The sequence below is a fragment of the Mycobacterium sp. NPDC050441 genome, assembly GCF_040655355.1.
GTDB lineage: Bacteria > Actinomycetota > Actinomycetes > Mycobacteriales > Mycobacteriaceae > Mycobacterium.
Map to the genome: position 1 here is coordinate 145,276 of NZ_JBFAJS010000008.1, position 22,081 is coordinate 167,356.

A 22,081-nucleotide genomic window follows, 5' to 3' on the forward strand; every position below is an offset into this window, starting at 1 on the left:
CCGCTAGTTCGAATCACGCTGCGGTAAATCCCCCGGACCGCCCTGGGCGGCCACCCAGGCGCGACCACGCTCGACCGCGGTGTCGAGCGCGCCGAAGATCCGGTCGGACGACGGGACGATGCCGTCGTCGCCCAGCAGGTCGTCGAGCCCGCCCCGCCGCAGCACTGCCGCGGTGCCGGGGTTGACCCCGGAGATGACCAGCTTGCCGTTGTTGGCCGTCAGCTGGCCGGCCCACCGGCGCAACGCCTTGATTGTCACCGATGAGGGCACATCGGGTAGCGAGCGCAGGCTGAGCACCACGACGGCGTTGGTGGTGCCATCCGCCCGCGGCCAGGTTTCGTCGATGCGGGCCACTTCGGCGAACAGCCCGACCCCGGCGTAGTGCAGCACGGTGACGTCGTTGCTGGCGCAGCGCTCCGGCACGGGCGCCTGCTGCCAGCCCCCGTCCGGGGCGGCGGTCAGCGCCATCAGTTGCGCGGCCTCGGCCGCCTTGGCGCAGTAGAGCACAAGCGACGTGATCACGCCGATGAGGATCGCGGTGTGCAGCGGCAGCTGGGTGGTGGCCGCGAACGTCACCAGCATCGCCACCGCCGACAGCGGCGCCACCCGCAGCACGAGCTTGATGTCGGGCAGGCGGCCGACCACCAGCTCGGCGCCGATCACGAGGATCAGCCCGCCGATCACCGGCATTGGGATGATCTCCGCGGCCGAGCCGGCAACCAGCACCAGCGCGGCGAGCCACAGCCCGGCGAAGATGCCCGCCCACCGGGTCTGGGCGCCCGCCGAGGTCGCGACCCCGGTGCGCGACAGCGAACCGCCGGCGGGCAGCGCGCCGAACATTCCGCCGGCCACGTTCGCCGCGCCCTGGGCCAGGAAATCACCGTTCATGTTCGTGCGGCTGCCGTCCGGGTTGGGCACGGCGGCAGAGATTCCGGCGGCCTGGGCCAGCGCAACGAGGGCGACCGCCACGCCGCCGACGATCAGCTCGGGCATGGCGGCGAAGTTCGGAAGCGTCACCGGCGGAAGCGCATTCGCGATCGAGGCGATGTCACCGACGGTTTCGACGTCGATGTGGGCTACGGCCACCACCGCGGTGACCACTACCAGCGCGATCAAAGTGGCAAACGATTCCAGCGGTTTGATGAAGTGGAACACCGCCCACACCGCAACGGTGCCGAGCGCGACGGCCACGGCGGTGGGATGCCACAGCCCGAGGTGTGCCAGCGAGTCGATGAACTTGCCAATGGTGTTGCCGCTCTGGGGTTTGTAACCGGTGGCGTCGCCGAGGACGCCGGCCACGATCTGCAGGGCGATGCCGGTGGAGAAGCCTGTCATCACGGCGTTGGAGACGAAGTTCATGATCGAGCCGAACCGCAGCAGACCGAACAGCAGCATCACCACGCCGACCACGAGGGCCAGCGCGGCGACGTTCGCCGGATCCTGCGGATCCAGCCCGGACTCCTTGAGCACACTGCGCGACGTCAGCGCGATGGCGCTGGTCAGCGTCGTCACCATCAACACGGTGCGGGCGAACAGTGACCCGATGATCCCCGGGACGACGCCGGCATAGATACCGGCGACCGGGTTGAAGCCGCCAATACTGGCGTACGCCATGCCTTCTGGGATGGAGAACAGTCCCGTGACCAGCCCGGAGATGACATCGCGAGGCTTGGGGCGACCGAGCTTTCGCGCGAATGTTGACGCTCCCACGGTGCAACCCTCCCACGAATGAGTCTGCGGTGGGCGATACTGCGAATGTGCGCGCACCGGGAATTCTTCCGTATCAGCGCGTGTGGTTACGCGCCGACGTGTTCGCGGGTATGGCGGCGGGCGCGGTGGTCATACCGCAGGCGATGGCGTACGCAACCGTGGCGAACATGCCCGTGCAGTTCGGTCTGTACAGCTGCATGCTGCCGATGGTGGTGTATGCGTTCATCGGCGGCTCACGCAGCGTCAGCATCAGCACCACCTCGACAGTCGCGACGCTCACGGCGTCGACGATGCTCGGCGCCGGGGTCCTGGCCGGATCATCTGGCGCGCCTGCGGAATTGATCACCCTGACCTTGCTCGTCGGGGCGATCCTGCTGATCGCACGGATGCTTCGCCTCGGATCGGTGGTGGAGAACATCAACGAGGCCACCCTGATCGGACTCAAGGCCGGCGTCGGTCTGACCATCGCGGCAGGTCAGCTACCCAAACTGCTGGGTGTGGCATCCGATCCCCATCATGAGGGCTTCTTCCGCGTGCTGGCGTCGGCACTGCGACAACTCGGCCACATCAACGCGATGACCGTGGTGCTCTCCCTCGCGAGCATCGGGCTGTTGTGGTTCATCGGCCGGGCCTACCCGAAAGTCCCCGGCCCACTGGTGGTCGCGGCGTTCGGGATCGCAGGCAGCACGTTCGGCGGCCTGACGAATATGGGCGTCAAGCTCATTCCCGCTGTGCCGGAAGGTCTTCCGGTTCCCGACCTGCCCACGTTCGCCCACACCGGCCACCTCCTTCCCGGTGCGCTGGCCATCGCGATGATGGCGTTCCTGGAGACCGTGTCGGCGGCTCGCGGCATCCGCCGCCGCGAGGATGCTCAGATCGACCCGGACCGGGAGCTCGGCGCGCTGGGCCTGGCGGCTGTCGCCGGAGCGTTCTTCCACGCCCTGCCGCCGTCGGGCGGTTTCTCGCAGAGCCAGGTGAACACCCGCGCGGGCGCCCGCAGCCAGGTGGCAGGGCTCGTCACCGCCTCGTTGGCGGTCGTGGTGGCGCTGCTGCTGGCACCGGTGCTGTCCAAACTGCCCGAGGCCACACTCGGCGCGATGGTGCTGGTGCCGGTACTCGGCCTGGTGGAGATCGGTGCATTGCGGCAGTTGTGGAGGTTCAACCGCCGGGAGTTCGCGCTGGCCGTCATCGTGATGACGTTCGCGCTCACAGTCGGTCTGTTGCCCGCAGTCGCGGTAGGGGTGCTGCTGACTCTGTACTCGGTGCTGCACAACGCGAATCGGCCGCACGTGGTCCAGATCGTGAACCGTGACGGCGTCAGCACCGACGGACCTGAGGGCGAGCTGGCCGAGCCGGCGGATCCGTTGGTGCTGCGACCCCAGGTCGCGCTCTACACCGCGAACCTGCGGGCCAACACCACCATGATGCGGGCCATTGCGCTGTCCTCCGATCCGCGACCCAAAACGTTGGTAGTGGACCTGTCCCGGCAACTTGAGGTCAGCTCGACGATTCTGGACGGCCTGCGCGATCTGGATGCCGATCTCGCCGCGGCCGGTGTCCGGGTCGAGTTCGCCGCTATGCCCGAATCCGCGCGGGCCATCGCCAGCCGATGGCCGTGGTGGCAGGACGTCGAACGCGGCGGCCGCTATCGCCCGTCGTGATCGTCGATGACGCCGCCACCCCGCGGCACGGCAGAATGGAGCCATGCGTGTTGCTCTGGCCCTCGGCAGTGGCGGCGCCCGCGGCTATGCGCACATCGGGGTGATCAACGAGCTGTGCGACCGCGGTTATGAGGTCGTCGGGGTGTCCGGGTCATCGATGGGTGCGCTGGTCGGCGGGCTTCACGCGGCGGGCAAGCTCGACGATTTCGCCGAGTGGGCACGGACTTTGACCCAGCGCGCGGTGTTGCGGCTGCTGGATCCGTCGATCAGCGCAGCCGGCATCCTGCGGGCAGAGAAGATCCTCGACGCGGTCCGCGACATCATCGGCGACGCCACGATCGAACAATTGCCGATCCCCTACACGGCCGTCGCCACCGACCTGATCGCCGGCAAGTCCGTGTGGCTGCAGCACGGCCCGCTGGACTCGGCGATCCGGGCGTCGATCGCGATCCCAGGCGTGATAGCGCCACATGTGCTGGACGGCCGGCTGCTGGGCGACGGCGGCATCCTCGACCCACTGCCGATGGCCCCCATCGCGGCCGTCAACGCGGATCTGACCATCGCGGTCAGCGTCTCAGGAAGCGATCCGGGTACCGTGGCCGCGCCCGAGGACCCAGAACGGCGCCCCACCACCGAATGGCTCAACCGCATGATGCGCAGCACGTCGGCTGTACTGGACACCGCATCAGTTCGTTCCGTGTTGGATCGGCCCACCGCCCGCGCGGTGCTCAGCCGGTTCGGCACTGCGACACCGGAGGCCGATGAAGACCCTGATCAGGGCGGCGGTCTGCCGGAGCTTCCCGAAACCGCCGGTGTGCCAAAGCTCGGCAGCTTCGAGGTGATGTACCGGACCATCGACATCGCGCAGGCCGCGCTGGCCCGGCACACCCTGGCGGCCTACCCTCCCGACCTGCTGATCGAGGTGCCGCGCACGGTGTGCCGCAGCCTGGAATTCAACCGTGCCGCCGAGGTGATCGCGATTGGGCAGGAACTGACGGCCCGTGCGCTCGACGGCTGACGTCCACCGGAAACGCTAGCCCGCGAGGAACTGCGCGACCTCGGCCGCCACGCGCCGCCCCTGAGCCCGTCCGGCGTGGGCCGAGGGCACCCGGCAGTCCGGGTCGAGCGGATTCTTGCCGAAGGCGGCCAGGGACTCGTCGTCGGCGAAGATTCCCAAAGACCGTCCGGCGAAACCGTCGACCTCCTCGGCCGCACCGGTACCGAACGGCGACGGCGTCGAGCGGCCCTGCGGCACCAGCGCCACCGCGGCGTCGCAGTCTGCGGCCAGCGCCATGTTGACCGCACTGCCGATGCCGCCGTCCATGAACCGGCGGCCGCCGACTGTCACGACGGGCCAGACGGCGGGAACGGCGCAACTGGCTTCGACCGCGTCGACCAGTGACACTCCGGAGTCCCGGTCCAGCGTCACCAGTTCGCCGGTGTCGATGTCGATGGCCGAGATCCGCAGCACCCGGTCGGGCCAGTCGTGCGAGGGCAGGCGCGCTTCGATCACCTTGCGCCGTACCGCCGGGTCGATCGTCGCGGTGTCCAGCGCCACGGCGCCGATCTGCTGCAGCTTCTGCGCCCTCGTGGTGTTGGGTGTCAGCATGGCCTTGACGAACAGGTCGGTGACGGTATCGATGCTCACCCCGGGATCGAGCTCGGCCGATTCGGTACCGATCTGACGCTCGAACAGCTCCTGCAGCGTCGGCCCGTTGCCGAGCTGCGCCGACACCGTCGACCCGGCCGACGTGCCCACCAGCACGTCGGACGCGAGCAGCGCGTCGGCAGTTTCGGGAGATTCGTCGGCGATGCCCTGCAGGATGCCGGTCTCCCAGGCAATGCCTGCGATACCGCCACCGGCGAGCACCAGTGCGCGTTTGGAAGTCACGACAGTCGAGTGTGCCAGGGCGCCGAAGGTCGGGGTCAAGCGTGCTGCGACGCGGCCGCCTGCGCGGACAGGTCGTCGCGGTGCAGGAGGTGGCGCGGTGGGTCCGGAAACGCCCGCTGACGCTCGATCCGCAGATCCGCGTCGACGTGCACGAGCTCACCGGGGGCGAGGAGCTGCCAGTTCTCACCGTCCATCGGCTCGCTGGCGAACACCACCGACGGCTGCGAGGTCAGGTGCTCGGACTCGGCGCGGATCCGGCGGCTGCGCAGGCGCAGGCGCCGCTGCGCCGGGTGTCTGCGGTCGAGCAGATACAACTCGTGGGTGCCCGGGTAGCGCAAGGCCCACATGTCGGTGGCCGTGCTGAGCAGGATGTTGACGGCGTAGATCGGCACGTTGTCGGCCAACCAGCCGATGGCGTGAACGATGCCCGCGCCGACGTCACCGTTGTGCGCCCGGACGGCCGCGGTGATGAGCGCGAAGACGCGTTCGGAGTCGGTCTGGCCTTTGACCAGGCCGGTCACTCCCAGCGCATGTATCCGGCCGTCCAGGGCTTCGAGACCTTCGACCACGCCGTTGTGCGCGAAGATCCGGCCATCCTGGACGAAGGGATGGGTGTTCACCGGATCCAACGAGCCGGTCGACGCATAGCGGACGTGCGCGATGAAGGTCGTCGCGGTGACATCGTGTGCCTCGGTGGCGAATTCGGAATCCTGCCACGCCGCCACGGGCTCCTTGTGCACCACGGCGGTGCCGTCGGCGCCGAATACGCCCAGACCGGTGCCGTCGGGGTTGTGGCGGCTCTGCTCGGCAAGGTTGTCCGGGGCGTCCAGCAACCAGAAGGTCGCAGGCACCAACTGGCGGCCGGCGTGCAGACCGAACAATCGGCACATGGCCTCAGCCCACCCGATCAAGTGCCATGATGCGGATAGTAACCGGGTAGCAGAGGGGAACGCCATGACATCCGATCTTGGGCCGACCATGCGGGCCGAGCGCTTCTACGCTGACACCAAACGAGTTGTGGTGGAGGATGTTCCGATCCCCGAGCCGGGGCCGGGCGAGGTTCTGGTCAAGGTGGCGTTCTGCGGGATCTGCCATTCCGACCTGAGCTTGATCAACGGCACGTTCCCCGCGCAGGCCCCCGTGGTCACGCAGGGTCATGAAGCCTCGGGCACCATCGCCCGCCTGGGCCCCGGCGTCACCGGCTGGGCCGAGGGCGACCGTGTCATCGTCGCAGCGGGCCGGCCCTGCATGGAATGCCCGAACTGCGGGCGCGGCGACATCGCCAATTGCATGCGAATCAGGTTGATGGCCTTCGCTTATGACGGCGCGTGGGCCGAGTACACGTTGGCGCAGGCGGTCGGGCTGACGCGCGTTCCGGACAACGTGCCGCTGGAGCAGGCCGCGATCCTGGCCGACGCGGTGTCGACGCCCTACGGCGCGGTGGTGCGTACCGGCAAGGTCGGTATCGGCGAGGCGGTCGGGGTGTGGGGTCTCGGCGGTGTCGGCACCCACATCGCGCAGTTGGCCAGGCTGGTGGGCGCGGTGCCGGTGGTGGCCGTCGACATCAAACCTGAGGTGCTGGATCGCGCCCTGGAACTCGGTGCGGACTACGCATTCAACGCCGGCGACGAGCGGCTCGGTGAGAAGATCGCCGACGTCACCGGCGGCCGCGGGCTGGATGTGGCGTTCGACGCCGTCGGGCTCAAGTCGACGTTCGAGCAGGCGCTGGGACAGCTGACGGTCGGCGGCCGGCTGGTCGCGGTCGGAATGAGCGCCCAGGAGCCGACGATCGGCCCGACGTCGATGTTCGGCCTCACGCAGAAGCAGGTGCTCGGTCACCTGGGCTATCAGAACGTCGACATCTCCACGTTGGCGACGCTGGTCTCATTGGGCCGACTCGACCTGTCCCGCTCGATCAGCGAGATCGTGTCACTGGAGGACGTGGCGCTCGGCATCGACAAGCTCGAGCGCCAGGAGGGCAACCCGATCCGGATCCTGGTGCGGCCCTGAGCCTTACCGCAGCTTTGGCGCGGCCTTCCCGCTGATCAGCGGCAGGTCGGGGTAGGTCACCACACCCGGTGCCGCGGCGCACACCGCGGGCACCGAGTTGACGCAGTGCGCTGCGGTCGCGACGACGCCGGACTCCGGACCGTCCTCCCCTGCCTCGGACTGGAAACCCTTGATGATGACGGTGAAGTCCGGGTTACCGCGGACCTCCATCTCGTAGCGTTGCCCAGCCGGGCCGAAAGTCCATGCGGGGTCGAGGTTTTCCTCACCCATCAGCCAGTTCACCGTGACCCGGACGACCGGCTCGTCGTCGACGAGGGCCTCCCAGTGGAACTTACGAGCTGCCACCTGGCCGGGTTCGATCACGCCGATCGGCGAGTCGATGGGTGCGGTGGCCACGGCGATCTCCTGCGTGGCCCGGATCCGTGGGTCGATCTTGAACCCGACGTGGTCGACGACCATCTTGACGGCCTGGATGAAGCCGCCGTCGAGCATCTTCTGCATCGGCCCGCTCAGCGCGGTGTCGGGGGCGCCGCCGAATCCCATGACGTGGCGCACCACATCGGGCGCTTCATAGGTGCGCAGGTCGGAAAATTCCTCGGCCCGAACGAAGTTCACTCCGGTGGCCATCGCGGAGAACACCAGCGGGAACTTCTCGCTGATTCCGCCGGGCGCGATGCCGGTGCCGTGCAGGGTGGCGTTGCCTTCCAGCGCGGCGGCCCGCATCGGCGCGGCCTGCTTCTCGCTGGGGTACAGCCAGCCGACGGGGGTGATCACGTTCTTGCCCGAGCGCAGCAGCGCGGCGACCTCGTCGGGGTTGGGGATCAGCGGCGAGTAGATCACCGCGTCGGCGTCCAGCGCCAGGATCTCGTCGGCGCTGTTGGTGGCGGTGACGCCGAGCGGTTCGGTGCCGATGATCTCGCCGACGTCCTTACCGTTCTTGGCGTCCGAATGCACCCAGCAGCCGACCAGCTCGAGATCGGGATGTTCGAGCACACCTTTGATCGCGGCCACGCCGACCCCACCGGTTGCCCACTGCACGACGCGTAACGCCACAGACCCTCCTCGGCAGAACTAGAACACGTTCTACTTCAGGTCTACACCACCGTCGTCGTCAGCGGAAGTACGTTCGCGCCGCGCGACGTACGAGATCACGAGCACCACCAGCACCGCGGGCAGAAACGCAGGCACGGTCAGCAGCAGGGAATGGTCCGCAAGAGAGGTCATGCCCCTTCGACGAGACAGCCCGGCCAAACGTGACTGTCACATCCCGGCGGGCTGTGCCGTCTGATGGATATGCAGATGAAATTCATTCAGATCGTCGTGGTGGTGGCGGCGTTGAGCATGCTGGTGACCGGGGTGTGGATGCGCATCGACCCGGCGTCGTTCGCCCAGTGGGCCAACTGGCCCAACCACGTGCACTTCCTGCACGATGCCGGCGTCTTCCAGATCGGCATCGCGGTGACGATGCTGTTCGCGCTCTGGTGGCGCGACGTGATCGCCGTGGTGTTGACGGGTTTCCTGGTCGCCAACACCCTGCACGCGGTCAATCACTTCCTCGACCGCGACGGCGGCAATCCGGCGGACTGGTGGCAGCTCGGGGTGTTCTCGCTGCTGGCCGCGGCCGCGCTGGTGGTGCGGGGGCGCCAACTCCAGTTGAAGACGGTTGACCCCGTTTCGCGATGAAGTATGTTCCGTTGCATGGCTAACAAAGTGTTCGTCGTCGGTGTGGGGATGACGAAATTCGAGAAACCGGGACGTCGCGAAGGCTGGGACTACCCGGACATGGCACGCGAGTCGGGCACCAACGCCCTCGAGGACGCCGGGATCTCCTACGACCAGGTGCAGCAGGGTTACGTCGGGTACTGCTCGGGTGATTCCACCTCCGGCCAGCGTGCGCTGTACGAGCTGGGCATGACGGGCATCCCGATCGTCAACGTCAACAACAACTGTTCCACCGGTTCGACAGCGCTATACCTTGCCGCACAGGCGATTCGCGGTGGGCTGGCCGATTGCACGATGGCGCTGGGCTTCGAGAAGATGCAGCCCGGTTCACTGGGCGGCGGTGCACAGGACCGCGAGTCCCCGCTGGGCAAGCACGTCAAGGCGCTTGCCGAGATCGACGAGTTCGCCTTCCCCGTCGCGCCGTGGATGTTCGGCGCGGCCGGCCGCGAGCACATGAAGAAGTACGGCACCACCGCCGAGCATTTCGCGAAGATCGGCTACAAGAACCACAAGCATTCGGTGAACAACCCGTACGCGCAGTTCCAGGACGAGTACACCCTCGACGACATCCTGGCCGCCAAGATGATCTCCGATCCACTGACCAAGCTGCAGTGCTCCCCCACCTCCGACGGGTCGGGCGCGGCGATCGTGGCCAGTGAGGCGTTCGTCGACAAGCACGGGCTGGCCTCGCAGGCCGTCGAGATCGTCGGGCAGGCGATGACCACAGACTTCGCCTCGACCTTCGACGGCAGCGCCGCCAACGTCATCGGCTACGACATGAATGTGCAAGCCGCCCAACAGGTCTACGCGCAGTCCGGTCTCGGGCCCGAGGACTTCCAGGTGATCGAGCTGCACGATTGCTTCTCCGCCAACGAGCTGCTGCTGTACGAGGCCCTGGGCCTGTGCGGTGAAGGCGAGGCACCGCGGCTGATCGACAACAACGACACCACCTACGGCGGCCGCTGGGTGGTCAACCCGTCGGGTGGGCTGATCTCCAAGGGCCATCCGCTGGGTGCGACGGGCCTGGCCCAGTGCTCCGAGCTGACCTGGCAGTTGCGCGGCACCGCCGACAAGCGGCAGGTCGACAGCGTCACCGCGGCCCTGCAGCACAACATCGGCCTCGGCGGCGCGGCCGTCGTGACGGCCTACCAGCGCGCCGAGCGGTAACCATTTCCCGCGAGCTCCCCTTTTGTCACGCCCGCTTTGTCACGCCAGAGTGGCCGTCGAAGGCGGCAGTCACTCTGGCGTGACATTCGGTGGGGAACCCAGTGCGCGGCGGACAAACCAGCGCTACCCGGTGGCCGCGCGAACCAGCTTGTAGTTCACGAACTCCCGGATGCCGAGGGATCCAAGCTCACGCCCGACACCGGAGCGTTTGGTTCCGCCGAATGGCAGTTCCACCGCGTCCAGGCCGACACCGTTGACATAGACCATTCCGGTGTCCAGGGCGTCGGCCACCCGGTCGGCCTGGGCCGGGTCATCGGTGAACACGTACGAACCAAGGCCGAACGGTGTGTCGTTGGCGATGCGCACGGCCGCCGCCTCATCTGCCGCCCGGTACACGATCGCGACGGGCCCGAACAGCTCCTCGTGATGGATCGGGTTGTTCTCGTCGACCTCGGCCAGCACGCCGCAGGTGTGGAACGCGCCGTCGCGGGAACTCGGCAGCAGGGCCTTGGCGCCCGCGTCGAGCGCCCGGCGCACCTGGGATTCCAGGTTCTTCGCCGCCCGCTCCGAGGACAGCGGGCCCAGGACCGTCTCCTCGCTCATCGGATCGCCGGGCGCCACCGCGGCCAGCTTGCCGACGAAGAGCTCGACGAAATCGTCGAAATGCCGATCCAGGACGATGATCCGTTTGGCGCCGTTGCACGATTGCCCGCTGTTGTCGAGGCGCGCTTCGACCGCCGCGTCCACGGTTGCCGAGAGCTTCGCGACGTCCAACACCAGGAATGGGTCAGAACCACCGAGTTCGAGGACCGACTTCTTGACCGCACCACCGGCCAGTCGGCCGATCACCGCGCCGGCCCGCTCGGATCCGGTGAAGCTGACCCCGGCAACTCGCGGATCGGCGATGGCTTCCGCTATCTGCTCTTCGGTGGCGAAGATGGTGGTGAACACCGCATCCGGGAAACCGGCCTCGGCGAAGATCTGCTGGATCTTGAGCGCGGACTCCGGACATTGCGGTGCCGGTTTGAGCAGCACCGCGTTCCCGGCGGCCAGGCTCGGCGCGGCGAACCGTGCCACCTGGTAGTAGGGGAAGTTCCACGGCATGATGCCGAGAATCACGCCGAGGGGGTGCTTTCGGAGCACCGCGCTGCCGGTTCCCGACTGGAGGTCGATCGTATCCTCGGCGAGGAGTTTCTCGGCATCGCCGGCGTAGTAGTCATAGATGTCGGCACTGAACTCGACCTCGGCCCGGGCCTGGCTGATCGGCTTGCCCATTTCTCGCACCGCGGTCCGCGCCAGATCCTCGAGCTGATCACGGTGCAGCTGGGCCACCCGCCGGATCGCGGCGACCCGTTCGGCCACTGAAACTCTGCGCCAAGAACGTTGCGCCGCTTGGGCATCGGCGATCACGCCGGCCAGGTCGGCATCATCGATGAACGGCAGCCGCTCGCCGGTCGCTCCGGTCGCGGGGTTGACAACTTGAAAGGGAATCGCGGTTGGCATTGCGGTACTCCAGGTTTCGAGAGCAGATGGGCGGGATCAGGCGTCGAGCTGGGCGTATACCTCGGGACGACGACTGCGGATCACCACAGCGCTCACCGACCCGACTACGAAGGAGGCAACCACGAAACCCATCACACCGTAGGCCTGGGCCTGTGTGCCGGTGAGCAGACTGAAGTTGGTCACCACCAGCAGCAGGATCACCGCCAGCCCGACGGTGGAGATGATCGGCGCGATCAAGGTGTGCCAGATGCCTTTACCCGTGGCGACCCGGCGGAAGAACACCAGCATTGCGACGCTGACCAGCGTCATGAGGATCACCACGCCCAAGGACGAGGCCGCACCGGCCAGCGTGAACACGACCGAGACCGGATCGAGCTGGGCGATGATCGAGGCGATCACGAACACGCCGATCACGACGCTGACCACCAGAGAGGCACGCGACGGCGCGTGGTGCTTGGTGCTGACCTCGCCGAGCCGCGGCGGCAGCACCCCCTTCTGAGCCAGCACAAACACGTAGCGGGTGACGATGTTGTGGAAGGACAACGCGCAAGCGAAGAAGCTTGTGACGAGCAGGACCCGGGCCAGGTCACCCAGAATCGGCCCGGCCACCGTGTGCATCAGGTCGAGCACGACGTTCTCGGGATCGTCTGCCGAACGTTGCACCACGTCGTTGACTCCGACCCCGGCAACCACACACCACGCCGAGAAGGCCGAGAACAGACCGATGACGAAGACGGCGATGTAGGTGGCCCGCGGGATCGTGCGATTCGGGTCGCGGGCCTCGTTCCGGAACACCGCGGTGGCCTCGAATCCGATGAAACTGTAGAACGCGAACATGACGCCTAGCGCCGGCACGCCCTCGCCCAGGGTGCTCAGCGGAACCGAAAGGGATTGGCCTGCACCGCCATTGTTCACGATCACACCGATGTTCATCACGATGACGACGACGGTCTCCAATGCCAGGGCGATCAGCAGGATCTTCGAGCTCAGCTCGATGTCGCGGTACCCGAGCAACCCCACCAGTGCGACCAGCAGCAGCGAGAACACCCACCAGGGGATGTCGGTTCCCAGCAGGTTGCGGGCCGCGACCCCGAAGTACGCGGTCACCCCCAGCAGCATCATCGAGTACGCGCAGATCGCCACCGCGGCGGCGCCGGTTCCGGTGACCCGGCCCAGGCCCGCCTGGATGTAGGAGTAGAACGCCCCGGCGTTGGGCACGTAGCGACTCATCAGGGTGAACCCGACCGAAAAGACGGCGAGCAGCGCAGTGCACACCAGGAAGTAGTACGGCGCTCCGGCATTGGCACTCTGCGCGATCAGGACCGGCAGGTTGGCGGCCACCACCGCCAGAGGCGCCGCGGCGGCGACGACCATGAAAACGATCGGGCCGACGCCCAGGTTACGGCTGAGCAGCGATATCCCGGCCCCGTCGCGGGCGGTCGTCGCGTCCGCGGACGCGGACTGAGAGCCTGTGGTCATTTCTGTGATGTCCTTCGGTGTTCGATCTCGCGGATCAGTGTTGACCGGGGATGAGCAGGGTGCGCAGCGAGGAGCCGGTGGCGAGTTCGTCGAGGGCCGCGGCGGCCTCCTCCAACGGACGACGGGCGGTCACCAGTTCGTCGATCTTGAGCTCGCCGTCCATGTAGCGGTCCACCAGCTTGGGGATGTCGATTGCGGGACGGACGCTTCCGTAGTTGGAGCCCAGGATGCGCTGATCGGCCTCGGCCAGCGCCAGTGGTTCGAAGGACGCTTTGGCCCCTGCCGCGGGAAGCCCGACCACGACCGCCGCTCCGCCCAGCCCCAGCATGCCGATGGCCTGTTCGGTGGTGGCGATCTTGCCGATCGCGTCGAACACGTAGTCGGCACCGTCGGGAAGTAGTTCGCGAAGTGCGGCAACCGGATCGGTGGTCGCGGCGTCGATCGTGTCGGTGGCGCCGAGGGTGAGCGCAACGGCGGTCTTCTCCGGCTGGATGTCGACGGCGACGATCCGGCCCGCACCTGCGATGCGCGCACCCTGCACGACCGACAGACCGACTCCGCCACAACCGATCACGGCCACGGTCGCACCCGCTTCCACCTTGGCGGTGTTGGTGACGGCACCGACGCCGGTGGCGATCGCGCATCCGATCAGGCAGATGATGTCGAGCGGGGCATCCTTGCGGACCCGGATGGCGCCGCTGGCGGGCACGATCGCCTCTTCGGCGAACGAAGAGACGCCCTGGTAGTGGTAGATCGTCTCGCCGTCCCGGCTGATTCGTGAACTGCCGTCGTACAGCACGCCGCCGGGGGCGACGAGGTTCATCGCGACGGTGCAACGGGCCTCATGGCCCGATTGGCAGTACCGGCACTCGTAGCACGGGGCGACCCAGGACAGCACGACATGGTCTCCAACTTCCAGATCCGTCACGCCGGAACCCAGTTCGGTGACCACGCCACTGCCCTCGTGGCCGAGCACCATCGGCACCGGCAGAGGCCATTCGTTACGGATGATGTGCAGATCCGAATGACAGACGCCTGTCGCGGCGATCTTGACCCGGACCTCACCGGGACCGGGCTTGGCCAGATCGACATCGGCTACCTCGACTTTTCCGGCGTTCCCGGAGAACAACACTGCGCGCATTCTCGCTCCTAGTTCGATTTCTTCTTGGCGGTGGCCGTCAGGACCTCGTCGATTGCCGTCACCACGTAGTCGGCGTGTTCGGCTTCAAATGGCAAGGGGGGACGGATCTTCAGCACGTTCTCGGACCTTCCGGATGCGCTGATCAGGATGCCCCGGTCCCGCAATTCGTTGACCACTGACGAGGCCGTGGCGGCATCCGGCTCTCGGCTTTCCGGGTCGGTGACGAACTCCGCGGCCACGAAGAGACCGCAGCCGCGGACGTGCCCGATCTCGGGGTGCCGTTGGGCCACCTGCTCCAACCCGGTCAGCAGTCGGGTGCCGACCACGCCCGCTCGGGTGATCAGGTCATCGCTCTCGATCACGTCGAGCACCGCGTTCGCCGCCGCGATACTGACCGGGTTTCCGCCAAATGTGTTGAAATAGCGGATATCCCGTCCGAATCTGACCATTGCCGCCTCGGTGCCGACCACTGCGGCGATGGGCACGCCGTTGCCCATGGGTTTGCCGAGGACCACAAGATCGGGGGTCAGCCCGTGCCGGGCGAATCCCCACCATCCGGTGCCCAGCCGGCCGAAACCTGGCTGGACCTCGTCGGCAATCCACATTCCGCCGGCTTCGCGGACGAGATCAGCGGCCGGGGCCAGCCAGCCGGCCGGGTCGGTCTGCACTCCGTCACTGGACAGCACAGAGTCGACGATCAACGCGGCCAGGCCCACACCCCGTTGGCCGAGAGTCTCGATGGCCACTTTGACCCGGCCGGCGAACACCTCCGCGGCGGTGGCGGGATCGTCGCGGTACGAGTCGGGCACGTCGACCAGGACGACGTCTGTGCCGATGGGGTTGTTCGGGCCGAGGCTGGGCGATATCTCGGCGGCGGCCGCGGTGGTGCCGTGGTAGGCGTGGCTGGTGCAGATCACGCCGCGAGCACCGGACTGATATCGGGCCATGCGCAGGGCGAGGTCGACGGCCTCGCTGCCGGTGCACGTGTAGACGACCTTCGACAACTCGGGCGGGAACAGCCCAAGCAGTCGCTCGGAGTAGGCGATCAGCGGTTCGGTCAGATATCTGGTGTGGGTGTTGAGCACCCGCATCTGTTCGTCGACGCGCCGCCGTACGTGCGGGTTACTGTGACCGACTGCCGGAACGTTGTTGTAGGCGTCGAGGTAGCGCCGGCCATCGGCGTCATAGAGCCAAACCCCCTCGGCGCGAGCGACGCTGACCGGTGCCCGGTAGAACAGCCGATAGCTGGGGGCGAGAACCGCAGAGCGGCGCCGAATAAGCTCTCTGGCGGCGGGTTCGAGCGACTCGTCGTTGCCGTCGTAGGCGTTGGCCATGAAGGTGCGGTGGGTATTCATGGTCGGCTACCGTTCCCCGCCTTGCCGGGAAGGTCGACACCTGGCACCGCGGCCGCAAACTCTTCGGCAACTGAACGGATATGTGCCGCAGCCTCCTCTGGGCTGATGGCCAGCACCCGGTGCAGGGTCGGCAACGTGAACCGCATCCGCATGCTGCCGTATGCGGTGGGATTGGTATTGGCCCGCGACGTCCAGGTCAGGGCTTGCACACACAATCTGGACGCAGCCAGCGGATAGACCACAGCCAGCTCGTTGTCGGTCAGCGAGGTCACCGCGTGGTATCCGCCGATCACCCGGCCCAGAGCGCGCAGCGGGTCGGCCTGACGCAGCATCGCGTAGGCACCGGCGATCGTCGGCTCGGCGACACGCACGCTGTACAGCGCGTCGTTGAAGTCCAGCACCCCCGATATCTCGTCGCCCTGCTCATCGACCAGAACGTTGTTGTCGTTGAGGTCGTTGTGCACCACGGCCCGCGGCAGTGCCGACAAGGCCGGTTCGACCTCGTCGAACCATCGCAAAACGGTTTGCACGTAATCCATTCCGGCCAGATCCGGAGCATCGGCGAGACAGGATGAAATCGCAGCGCGGGCCTGGGTGATATCCCAGTGATGGGTGGCCCGAAGGCTTTCCGGCGGAAACCCGTCCAGGGCCGCTGTGATACGCGCGGCCGTCGCACCCAGCTGCGCCAGTAGGCCGTCCGAATGCCGATCCACCTTGGCCCATTCGACGCCGTGTACCCAGTTGAAGACGGTCAGCACTTCGTGTCCGTTGTCGAGTCGTACATGCCGGCCACCAGAGCTCGGCGAAACGATCGTGGGCACCGCGACCCCGGGATCTCGGCCGTCCAGGTGCACGAGAATGTTTTCCTGCCAGCGCTGTTCGCGATGGCTGTCGCCGCGGACCTGCAGCTTTGCCAGAAAGCACTCGCCCGAGTCGGCGGTAGCCCGGTAGTTGCGGTCGACCTCGCCGCCCAGGAATGCCAGGTCGACGATCGACAGTCCGTATTCCTCGCCGAGCAGGTCTGTCAGCGTCGACCCCCAGGAGTCATCGGTGACGGGCAGTGCACCTCGCGATTGCGGCATCGATCGTCCTTCCGCTGGCCGGGTGTCGCCCGGGCTCAGCACGTGATTGTGGGGTAGCACACATTCAATGAGGTCAAAGCGATGCGGTCAATGCCACAAAGTGCGCGCATTTCGCCCGTATATTGGGCGGAATGCACATTTCAGGTCGCTGCGACGAGACACCCGACGAGAGAGTGGGAATGACCCCATGAGGCAGCCGGACACCACCACGCAGCTGATCAGGACGACAGCCCGCCGACTGCTCGACGTCCACCTCGACCAGATCGTGGACCGGACCGTGGCCCGCACCATCGAGAACGAGCCCAACTACACCGGCGGTCCAGTCAGCCGCTCCGACCTCAGGCATCACATGGATCGGACGATGCGGTTGGCGCTGTCCCGACTCGCCGGCGAGGACATACCGGCCGATCTGGAATCCGCCGCGCTTGAGCTCGGGAAAATTCGTGCCCGCCAAGGAATTCCACTGTCGAGTGTGCTGCATGCGTTCCGGATCGACTTGAAATCGTTGTGGGAGGCGCTGATCGACGAGGGCCGTGCGGTGGGAGCGGACGTGCGGGCCGACTTCCTCGAACGCTCGTCACTGATGGTGTGGGAGGCGGTCGAGCTCAACACCGAGCACGTCGTCCGTGGGTACCAGACCACCCAGGAGAGCCTCGACGAAATCCGTTCGGTTGCATTCGATCAGCTGCTCACGGACGGCGAGGTGGAGCCGAGCACGATCGACGATGCGGCGCGCGTGCTGGACTTGCCCACCGAGGGCAGATACCACTGCCTTGTCGGCGCGTTCCCGATCCCGCGCCCAGAGCTCCTCGCCGAGTGCAGCGCCGGGCTGCAGGCATCCGGCCGGTCCTTCTACTTCGGTTGGTGGGCCCGGGAACTCCGGGGGGTCATCCATGCCGCGGACGACTCCTTCGACATCGTCGAGGAACTGGCCGCGTTGAACGGTCAGACCTGTTCAGTAGCGACCGCCGACGGGCTCGGCTCGGTGGCCCGTGCCATCCGCTTGGCCCGGATGTCCGTCCAGGGTCGGCCTGACAGCGGAGTCACGCGCCTGCAGGACAACTGGCTCCACGCCGTCGTCGCGGCCAACCAGGAGCTGTCCGACGCGATCCACTCCGCGGTCTTCGGCCCGTTAGCGACGCTGAGCGCCAGCGAACGACACGGCCTGACCGAGACGGTCGGCGACCTCGCTGCGAACGGCGGCGCCATAGCCAACATCGCCGAGCGGACCTACCGGCACCGCAACACGGTGCGCGCGCGATTGCGTGCCTTCGCCGAGCTCACCGGCTTCGACCTGTCGAAGACGAATGACCTGGCCACTGTCACCATCGCGTTCATGATCGACGCCAACAGGAAGGCAGCGAGCTGATCGTCGAGCGCTCAACCGCCCAGCGCTTCCACAGTTCGCCCGCGAACTGTGGGAGTAGCTAGCCCTCCAACATCGCATCGATCAGGCGGCGCAATACCTGCCTGATCTCGCGGCGGGCCTTCTTCGGGTCCTCGGCGGTGGCGATGGCCATAGCGGCCTCGTCGAGCGCACCGATCAGCACATGCGCCAACGCCCGCACCGGCTGTTTGGCGAGCTGGCCGGCCTTGATCGCCTCCGCGAGAAGCTGCTCCGTCATACCCAGGCTGTAACGCTGGGCGACGTCGCGGAAGCCGGCCCAGCCGAGCACGCTCGGCGCGTCGAGCAGGACCAGCTGGCGCACCTCGGGGTCACCGGACACCTCCAGCCAGGCGTCGACCGCCGCCCGGATCGCGTCGGCGGGCGTGGCCGCCCCCGATGCCGCCACCTCGGTCGCCAGCCGGGCCATCACGTCCTGCTCCACGACCTCCACCACAGCCAGGAAAAGCGCTGCCTTGTCGGCGAATTGGTGATACATCGCGCCACGGGTCACCCCTGCCGCAGTGGCGATCTCGGGCGTGCCCACCTCGGCATAGCCACGTTCACCCCACAGCCGCCGGGCGGCCGAGATCAGCGCCTCGCGGGTCGCCGCGGAGCGCTCTTCCTGAGTACGTCTCTTGTTTTCCATACACCCTGTTGGTAAGTTACCGGCAGACTGTTCGTAAATGTGTATCGAGCCGGGAGTCATCCATGTCGATCATTGAGATTAACGCCGGAACCATCCATTTCGAGGAATTCGGACCAACTGACGGCAGGCCGGTCGTCTTCGTCCACGGCTACATGATGGGCGGTCAGTTGTGGCGGCAGGTCAGTGCCCGACTGGCCGCGCGCGGTCTGCGGTGCATCGTCCCGACCTGGCCACTCGGCGCGCATCCCGAGCCGCTGCGCCCCGGCGCCGATCGCAGCATCCGCGGGGTGGCCGGGATCGTCGCCGACACCCTGGCCGCGCTGGACCTGCAGGACGTCGTGCTGGTCGGCAATGACACCGGCGGCGTGGTGACGCAGCTTGTCGCGGTGCACCACCCAGACCGGATCGGTGCGCTGGTCTTGACGAGTTGCGATGCGTTCGAACACTTTCCGCCGCCGATCCTCAAGCCGCTGATCGCCGCCGCCCGGACCAAGACCGTGTTCCGGACTGCCGCCCAGTTGGTCCGGATCCCGGCCGTGCGCAAGCGGGCGTACGCCGGACTGGCTCACTCCGACATCGACACGCTCACCCGCGAGTGGGTGCGTACCGCGTTGTCGAATCCCGCGATCGCCGAGGATCTCCGGCAGTTCACCCTGTCCCTGTGCACCGAGGTCACCACCGGGGTGGCCGCGCGGCTGCCGGAATTCGACAAGCCGACGCTCATCGCGTGGTCGGCCGACGACGCGTTCTTCGAACTCGGCGACGGCGAACGACTGGCGCGGATCATCCCGCAGGCCCGTCTTGAGGTCATCGACGGAGCCCGGACGTTCTCGATGGTCGACTGCCCGGACCGGCTGGCCGACCTGCTCTCGACGATCGCCGTGCGCGCCTGAGCCCGCGAGCGCTCAGAGAGTGGTCACGTCATAGGCGCCGTCGGCGTGCCGGGCCCGGATGGTCTTCTTGTCGTACTTGCCGACGCTGGTGCGCGGTACCTGCTCGACGAAGGTCCACCGCTCGGGCAGCCACCAGCGAACCACCTTGTCCGCCAGGAACTCCCGCAGTTCAGCCGGTTCCGCTGAGGCGCCCTCGTGCAGCACCACGACGGCCAGGGGGCGTTCCTGCCAGCGCTCGTCGGGCACCCCGACCACGGCCGCCTCCAGCACCGCCGGGTGGGCGATGAGGTGGTTCTCCAACTCCACCGAGGAGATCCACTCCCCGCCGGACTTGATGACGTCCTTGGCCCGGTCGGTCAGCGTCACGTAACCCTGCTGATCGATCGAGCCGACATCTCCGGTGCGTAGCCACCCGGTGTCGAATTTCTCGGCGTCGCGGCCCAGGTAGTAGGCCCCGGTGATCCACGGGCCGCGCACCTCCAGTTCGCCGACCGCAGCACCGTCGCTGGGCAGCGCGGCGCCCTCGTCGTCGACGACGCGCACCTCCACGCCGCACATCGACCTGCCCTGACTGACCCGCATCTCCCACTGCCGTTCCTCGGACACTCCGGGCAGTGGCTTGGCCACCGTCGCCAGCGGCGAGGTCTCGGTCATCCCCCAGGCCTGCTGGATGTACACGCCGTAGGTCTCCTGGAAGGTCTGCATCAGGGACAGCGGCACGGCCGAACCACCACAGGCCACCAGCCGCAGCGACGAAACGTCATGTCCCGGCTTCTTTTCCAGGCAGTGCATGACGTCGTTCCAGATGGTCGGCACCGCACCGGCCAGCGTGGGGCGCCGCGTTTCGATCAGGTCGATCAGGGAGGCGCCGTCCATGAACCGGTCCGGCATCACCAGGTGGGCGCCGGCCATAAGCGCCGCGTACGGCAACCCCCACGCATTGGCGTGGAACATCGGCACGATCGGCAACACGGTGTCACTGCAGCTGACATCGAGCGCATTGCCCGTGCAGGTGCTCAGTGCATGCAGGTAGCTCGACCGATGGCTGTAGACCACGCCTTTCGGGTTTCCGGTGGTGCCGCTGGTGTAACACATTGCCGCCGCGGAGTTTTCGTCGATCTCGGGCCAGTCGAATTCGGTGGGCTGCGCGGCCAGCAGCTCGTCCCAGCGCAGCACGGTCTTCCCCGTCAGGGCGCTGGCATCGCCGTCGCCGACCACGATCACGGTGTGCACGGTCTCCAGCAGTGGCAGCACGGGGGCCAGCAGCGGCACCAGGGACACGTCGGCGATCACCACGCTGTCGGCTGCCTCGTTGGCGATGTAGGCGATCTGCTCCGGGGACAGCCGGATGTTCAGGGTGTGCAGCACCGCGCCCATCGCAGGCACGGCGAGGTAGGCGGCGAGGTGTTCCGTGTTGTTCCACATGAACGTGCCGACGCGCTGGTCACCGTCGACGCCGAGCCCGCGCAGGGCATGGGCCAACTGCGCCGCCTGCCCGCCCAGTTCCCGATAGCTGACGGTTCGGTACCGGCCCTGTCCGCATGCGGTGGTCACGGTCCGGTCGCCGTTGACCCCGCAGGCATGCCGCAGGATCGCGGTGATCGTCAACGGCCAGTTCTGCATCGTGCTCTTCACGGGCGCGATGGTATGCGCTCTTTCATCGACGCCGGCGGGAACGATTCGAATTCCCCGAACGATGTATGTAGGGGAAGATGGACTGACCACGACGGAAGGACTAGTCCGATGCGCACGAAGTCGCTGTTGGCGGCAGTCGGACTGGCTGCGTTGGGCGTGATGGGCGCGTCGACGGCGATTGCCTCGGCCGAGGAGACCGCCCAGGAGACGATCAGCCGGCTGCAGTCCGAGGGCTACACCGTCACGATCGACAAGATCGGCACCGCCCCGCTGGACCAGTGCACGGTCACCAGCGTGCGCAACCCCCGGCAGGTCAGCCAGTTGGTGCCCTACGTCGGGCCGGGCCTCGGCGGCGATCGCATCCTCGTGCCATCGGTCACCAGCCAGACCGTGTCGGTATCCCTCAACTGCCAGCGCTGAGGCTCACTTCGAACAGTCCAGCGACACCGTGATGGTTCGTCGCACCACCACGGGTACGAGGTCGAACTCGGACTTACCGTTCTTGCCGAACCGTTCGACCCGGATGAGCCTGGTCTGAGTCTGCGGGTTGCGCACGCTGGTGACCGTGCACTGGTCCAGCGGGGCACTGCCCACCCGGTCGATGTTGACCTGGAATCCCTGGGCCTCCAGCAGCCCGATCGTTTCGATCGCGGAGTCGGCATATGCCGGACCTGCGGTCGCCAGAAGTATGCCTATAGCCGCCCCCGACGCGGCGAGCATGATGATGGATGCTCGCATGGTCGTGTCTTCTTTCTTCTCGCATACACCTTTTCGGTGATGTCCTGCCAGTTGTTACGTG

At 67.1% G+C, this 22,081-nt stretch carries 21 protein-coding genes; 8 read left to right on the forward strand and 13 right to left on the reverse strand.

Annotated features, from left to right (window positions below):
• Positions 1–3: 3 nt before the first annotated feature.
• Positions 4–1,710 (reverse strand): SulP family inorganic anion transporter, encoded by a 1,707-nt coding sequence (locus tag AB0I14_RS23915; protein ID WP_358026813.1) that lies wholly within the window; start codon positions 1,708–1,710, stop codon positions 4–6.
• A gap of 29 nt (positions 1,711–1,739) precedes the next feature.
• Here AB0I14_RS23915 and AB0I14_RS23920 point away from each other — a divergent pair, with 29 nt between their 5' ends.
• Positions 1,740–3,371: a SulP family inorganic anion transporter gene (locus AB0I14_RS23920; RefSeq protein ID WP_358026815.1), complete on the forward strand. Its 1,632-nt coding sequence runs from the start codon at positions 1,740–1,742 to the stop codon at positions 3,369–3,371.
• A 43-nt stretch (positions 3,372–3,414) separates the two neighbouring features.
• Positions 3,415–4,389, forward strand: coding sequence for a patatin-like phospholipase family protein (locus AB0I14_RS23925; RefSeq protein ID WP_358026817.1), 975 nt, complete (start codon positions 3,415–3,417; stop codon positions 4,387–4,389).
• Between the two features lie 15 nt (positions 4,390–4,404).
• On the opposite strand, the gene AB0I14_RS23930 is transcribed toward AB0I14_RS23925, so the two are convergent.
• Together AB0I14_RS23930 and AB0I14_RS23935 are read right to left on the reverse strand one after the other, a co-directional pair.
• Positions 4,405–5,262 (reverse strand): patatin-like phospholipase family protein, encoded by an 858-nt coding sequence (locus tag AB0I14_RS23930; protein WP_358026819.1) that lies wholly within the window; start codon positions 5,260–5,262, stop codon positions 4,405–4,407.
• Positions 5,263–5,297: 35 nt separating this feature from the next.
• Positions 5,298–6,152, reverse strand: coding sequence for a class II glutamine amidotransferase (locus AB0I14_RS23935; RefSeq protein ID WP_358026822.1), 855 nt, complete (start codon positions 6,150–6,152; stop codon positions 5,298–5,300).
• 64 nt (positions 6,153–6,216) lie between these two features.
• Here AB0I14_RS23935 and AB0I14_RS23940 point away from each other — a divergent pair, with 64 nt between their 5' ends.
• Positions 6,217–7,272, forward strand: a complete 1,056-nt coding sequence (locus AB0I14_RS23940; protein ID WP_358026825.1) for a zinc-binding dehydrogenase — start codon at positions 6,217–6,219, stop codon at positions 7,270–7,272.
• 3 nt (positions 7,273–7,275) lie between these two features.
• Here AB0I14_RS23940 and AB0I14_RS23945 read toward each other — a convergent pair whose 3' ends face one another.
• Positions 7,276–8,325: a dihydrodipicolinate reductase gene (locus AB0I14_RS23945; protein WP_358026828.1), complete on the reverse strand. Its 1,050-nt coding sequence runs from the start codon at positions 8,323–8,325 to the stop codon at positions 7,276–7,278.
• Positions 8,326–8,355: 30 nt separating this feature from the next.
• The gene (locus AB0I14_RS23950) at positions 8,356–8,496 is read right to left on the reverse strand and encodes a hypothetical protein (RefSeq protein WP_358026831.1); all 141 of its coding nucleotides are present in this window, start codon (positions 8,494–8,496) and stop codon (positions 8,356–8,358) included.
• A 75-nt stretch (positions 8,497–8,571) separates the two neighbouring features.
• Here AB0I14_RS23950 and AB0I14_RS23955 point away from each other — a divergent pair, with 75 nt between their 5' ends.
• Entirely contained in the window at positions 8,572–8,955 is a 384-nt protein-coding gene (locus AB0I14_RS23955; RefSeq protein ID WP_358026834.1) for a hypothetical protein, read from the forward strand.
• A gap of 15 nt (positions 8,956–8,970) precedes the next feature.
• Positions 8,971–10,161 (forward strand): lipid-transfer protein, encoded by a 1,191-nt coding sequence (locus AB0I14_RS23960; protein WP_358026836.1) that lies wholly within the window; start codon positions 8,971–8,973, stop codon positions 10,159–10,161.
• Between the two features lie 123 nt (positions 10,162–10,284).
• On the opposite strand, the gene AB0I14_RS23965 is transcribed toward AB0I14_RS23960, so the two are convergent.
• Genes AB0I14_RS23965 through AB0I14_RS23985 form a run of 5 tightly spaced genes read right to left on the reverse strand, consistent with a single transcriptional unit; the run spans position 10,285 to position 16,721 of the window.
• Positions 10,285–11,664: an NAD-dependent succinate-semialdehyde dehydrogenase gene (locus AB0I14_RS23965; RefSeq protein ID WP_358026838.1), complete on the reverse strand. Its 1,380-nt coding sequence runs from the start codon at positions 11,662–11,664 to the stop codon at positions 10,285–10,287.
• A gap of 36 nt (positions 11,665–11,700) precedes the next feature.
• Positions 11,701–13,143 carry an APC family permease gene (locus AB0I14_RS23970; protein ID WP_358026841.1) on the reverse strand — a complete coding sequence of 481 codons (1,443 nt, stop codon included), beginning with the start codon at positions 13,141–13,143 and terminating at the stop codon, positions 11,701–11,703.
• Positions 13,144–13,177: 34 nt separating this feature from the next.
• On the reverse strand, positions 13,178–14,284 hold the full coding sequence (locus tag AB0I14_RS23975; RefSeq protein ID WP_358026843.1) for a Zn-dependent alcohol dehydrogenase: 1,107 nt from the start codon (positions 14,282–14,284) through the stop codon (positions 13,178–13,180).
• Positions 14,285–14,292: 8 nt separating this feature from the next.
• Positions 14,293–15,639, reverse strand: coding sequence for an aspartate aminotransferase family protein (locus tag AB0I14_RS23980; RefSeq protein ID WP_358026846.1), 1,347 nt, complete (start codon positions 15,637–15,639; stop codon positions 14,293–14,295).
• Positions 15,636–16,721 (reverse strand): phosphotransferase, encoded by a 1,086-nt coding sequence (locus tag AB0I14_RS23985; protein ID WP_358026849.1) that lies wholly within the window; start codon positions 16,719–16,721, stop codon positions 15,636–15,638. Before AB0I14_RS23985 ends, AB0I14_RS23980 begins: the two co-directional genes overlap by 4 nt.
• Before the next feature lie 187 nt (positions 16,722–16,908).
• On the opposite strand from AB0I14_RS23985, the gene AB0I14_RS23990 reads away from it, so the two are divergent.
• Positions 16,909–18,090, forward strand: a complete 1,182-nt coding sequence (locus AB0I14_RS23990; RefSeq protein ID WP_358026852.1) for a helix-turn-helix domain-containing protein — start codon at positions 16,909–16,911, stop codon at positions 18,088–18,090.
• 58 nt (positions 18,091–18,148) lie between these two features.
• Here AB0I14_RS23990 and AB0I14_RS23995 read toward each other — a convergent pair whose 3' ends face one another.
• On the reverse strand, positions 18,149–18,754 hold the full coding sequence (locus AB0I14_RS23995; RefSeq protein ID WP_358026854.1) for a TetR/AcrR family transcriptional regulator: 606 nt from the start codon (positions 18,752–18,754) through the stop codon (positions 18,149–18,151).
• Between the two features lie 62 nt (positions 18,755–18,816).
• Between AB0I14_RS23995 and AB0I14_RS24000 the strand changes: the two genes are divergently transcribed.
• A complete protein-coding gene (locus AB0I14_RS24000; RefSeq protein ID WP_358026857.1) occupies positions 18,817–19,647 on the forward strand; it encodes an alpha/beta hydrolase in 831 nt (276 codons plus the stop codon).
• A gap of 12 nt (positions 19,648–19,659) precedes the next feature.
• Here the strand turns inward: AB0I14_RS24000 and AB0I14_RS24005 are convergent, their stop codons facing one another.
• The gene (locus tag AB0I14_RS24005) at positions 19,660–21,282 is read right to left on the reverse strand and encodes a fatty acid--CoA ligase (RefSeq protein WP_358026860.1); all 1,623 of its coding nucleotides are present in this window, start codon (positions 21,280–21,282) and stop codon (positions 19,660–19,662) included.
• Positions 21,283–21,390: 108 nt separating this feature from the next.
• Here AB0I14_RS24005 and AB0I14_RS24010 point away from each other — a divergent pair, with 108 nt between their 5' ends.
• On the forward strand, positions 21,391–21,702 hold the full coding sequence (locus tag AB0I14_RS24010; protein WP_358026863.1) for a hypothetical protein: 312 nt from the start codon (positions 21,391–21,393) through the stop codon (positions 21,700–21,702).
• A 3-nt stretch (positions 21,703–21,705) separates the two neighbouring features.
• Here the strand turns inward: AB0I14_RS24010 and AB0I14_RS24015 are convergent, their stop codons facing one another.
• Positions 21,706–22,020, reverse strand: a complete 315-nt coding sequence (locus tag AB0I14_RS24015) for a hypothetical protein (RefSeq protein WP_358026866.1) — start codon at positions 22,018–22,020, stop codon at positions 21,706–21,708.
• Positions 22,021–22,081: the final 61 nt, after the last annotated feature.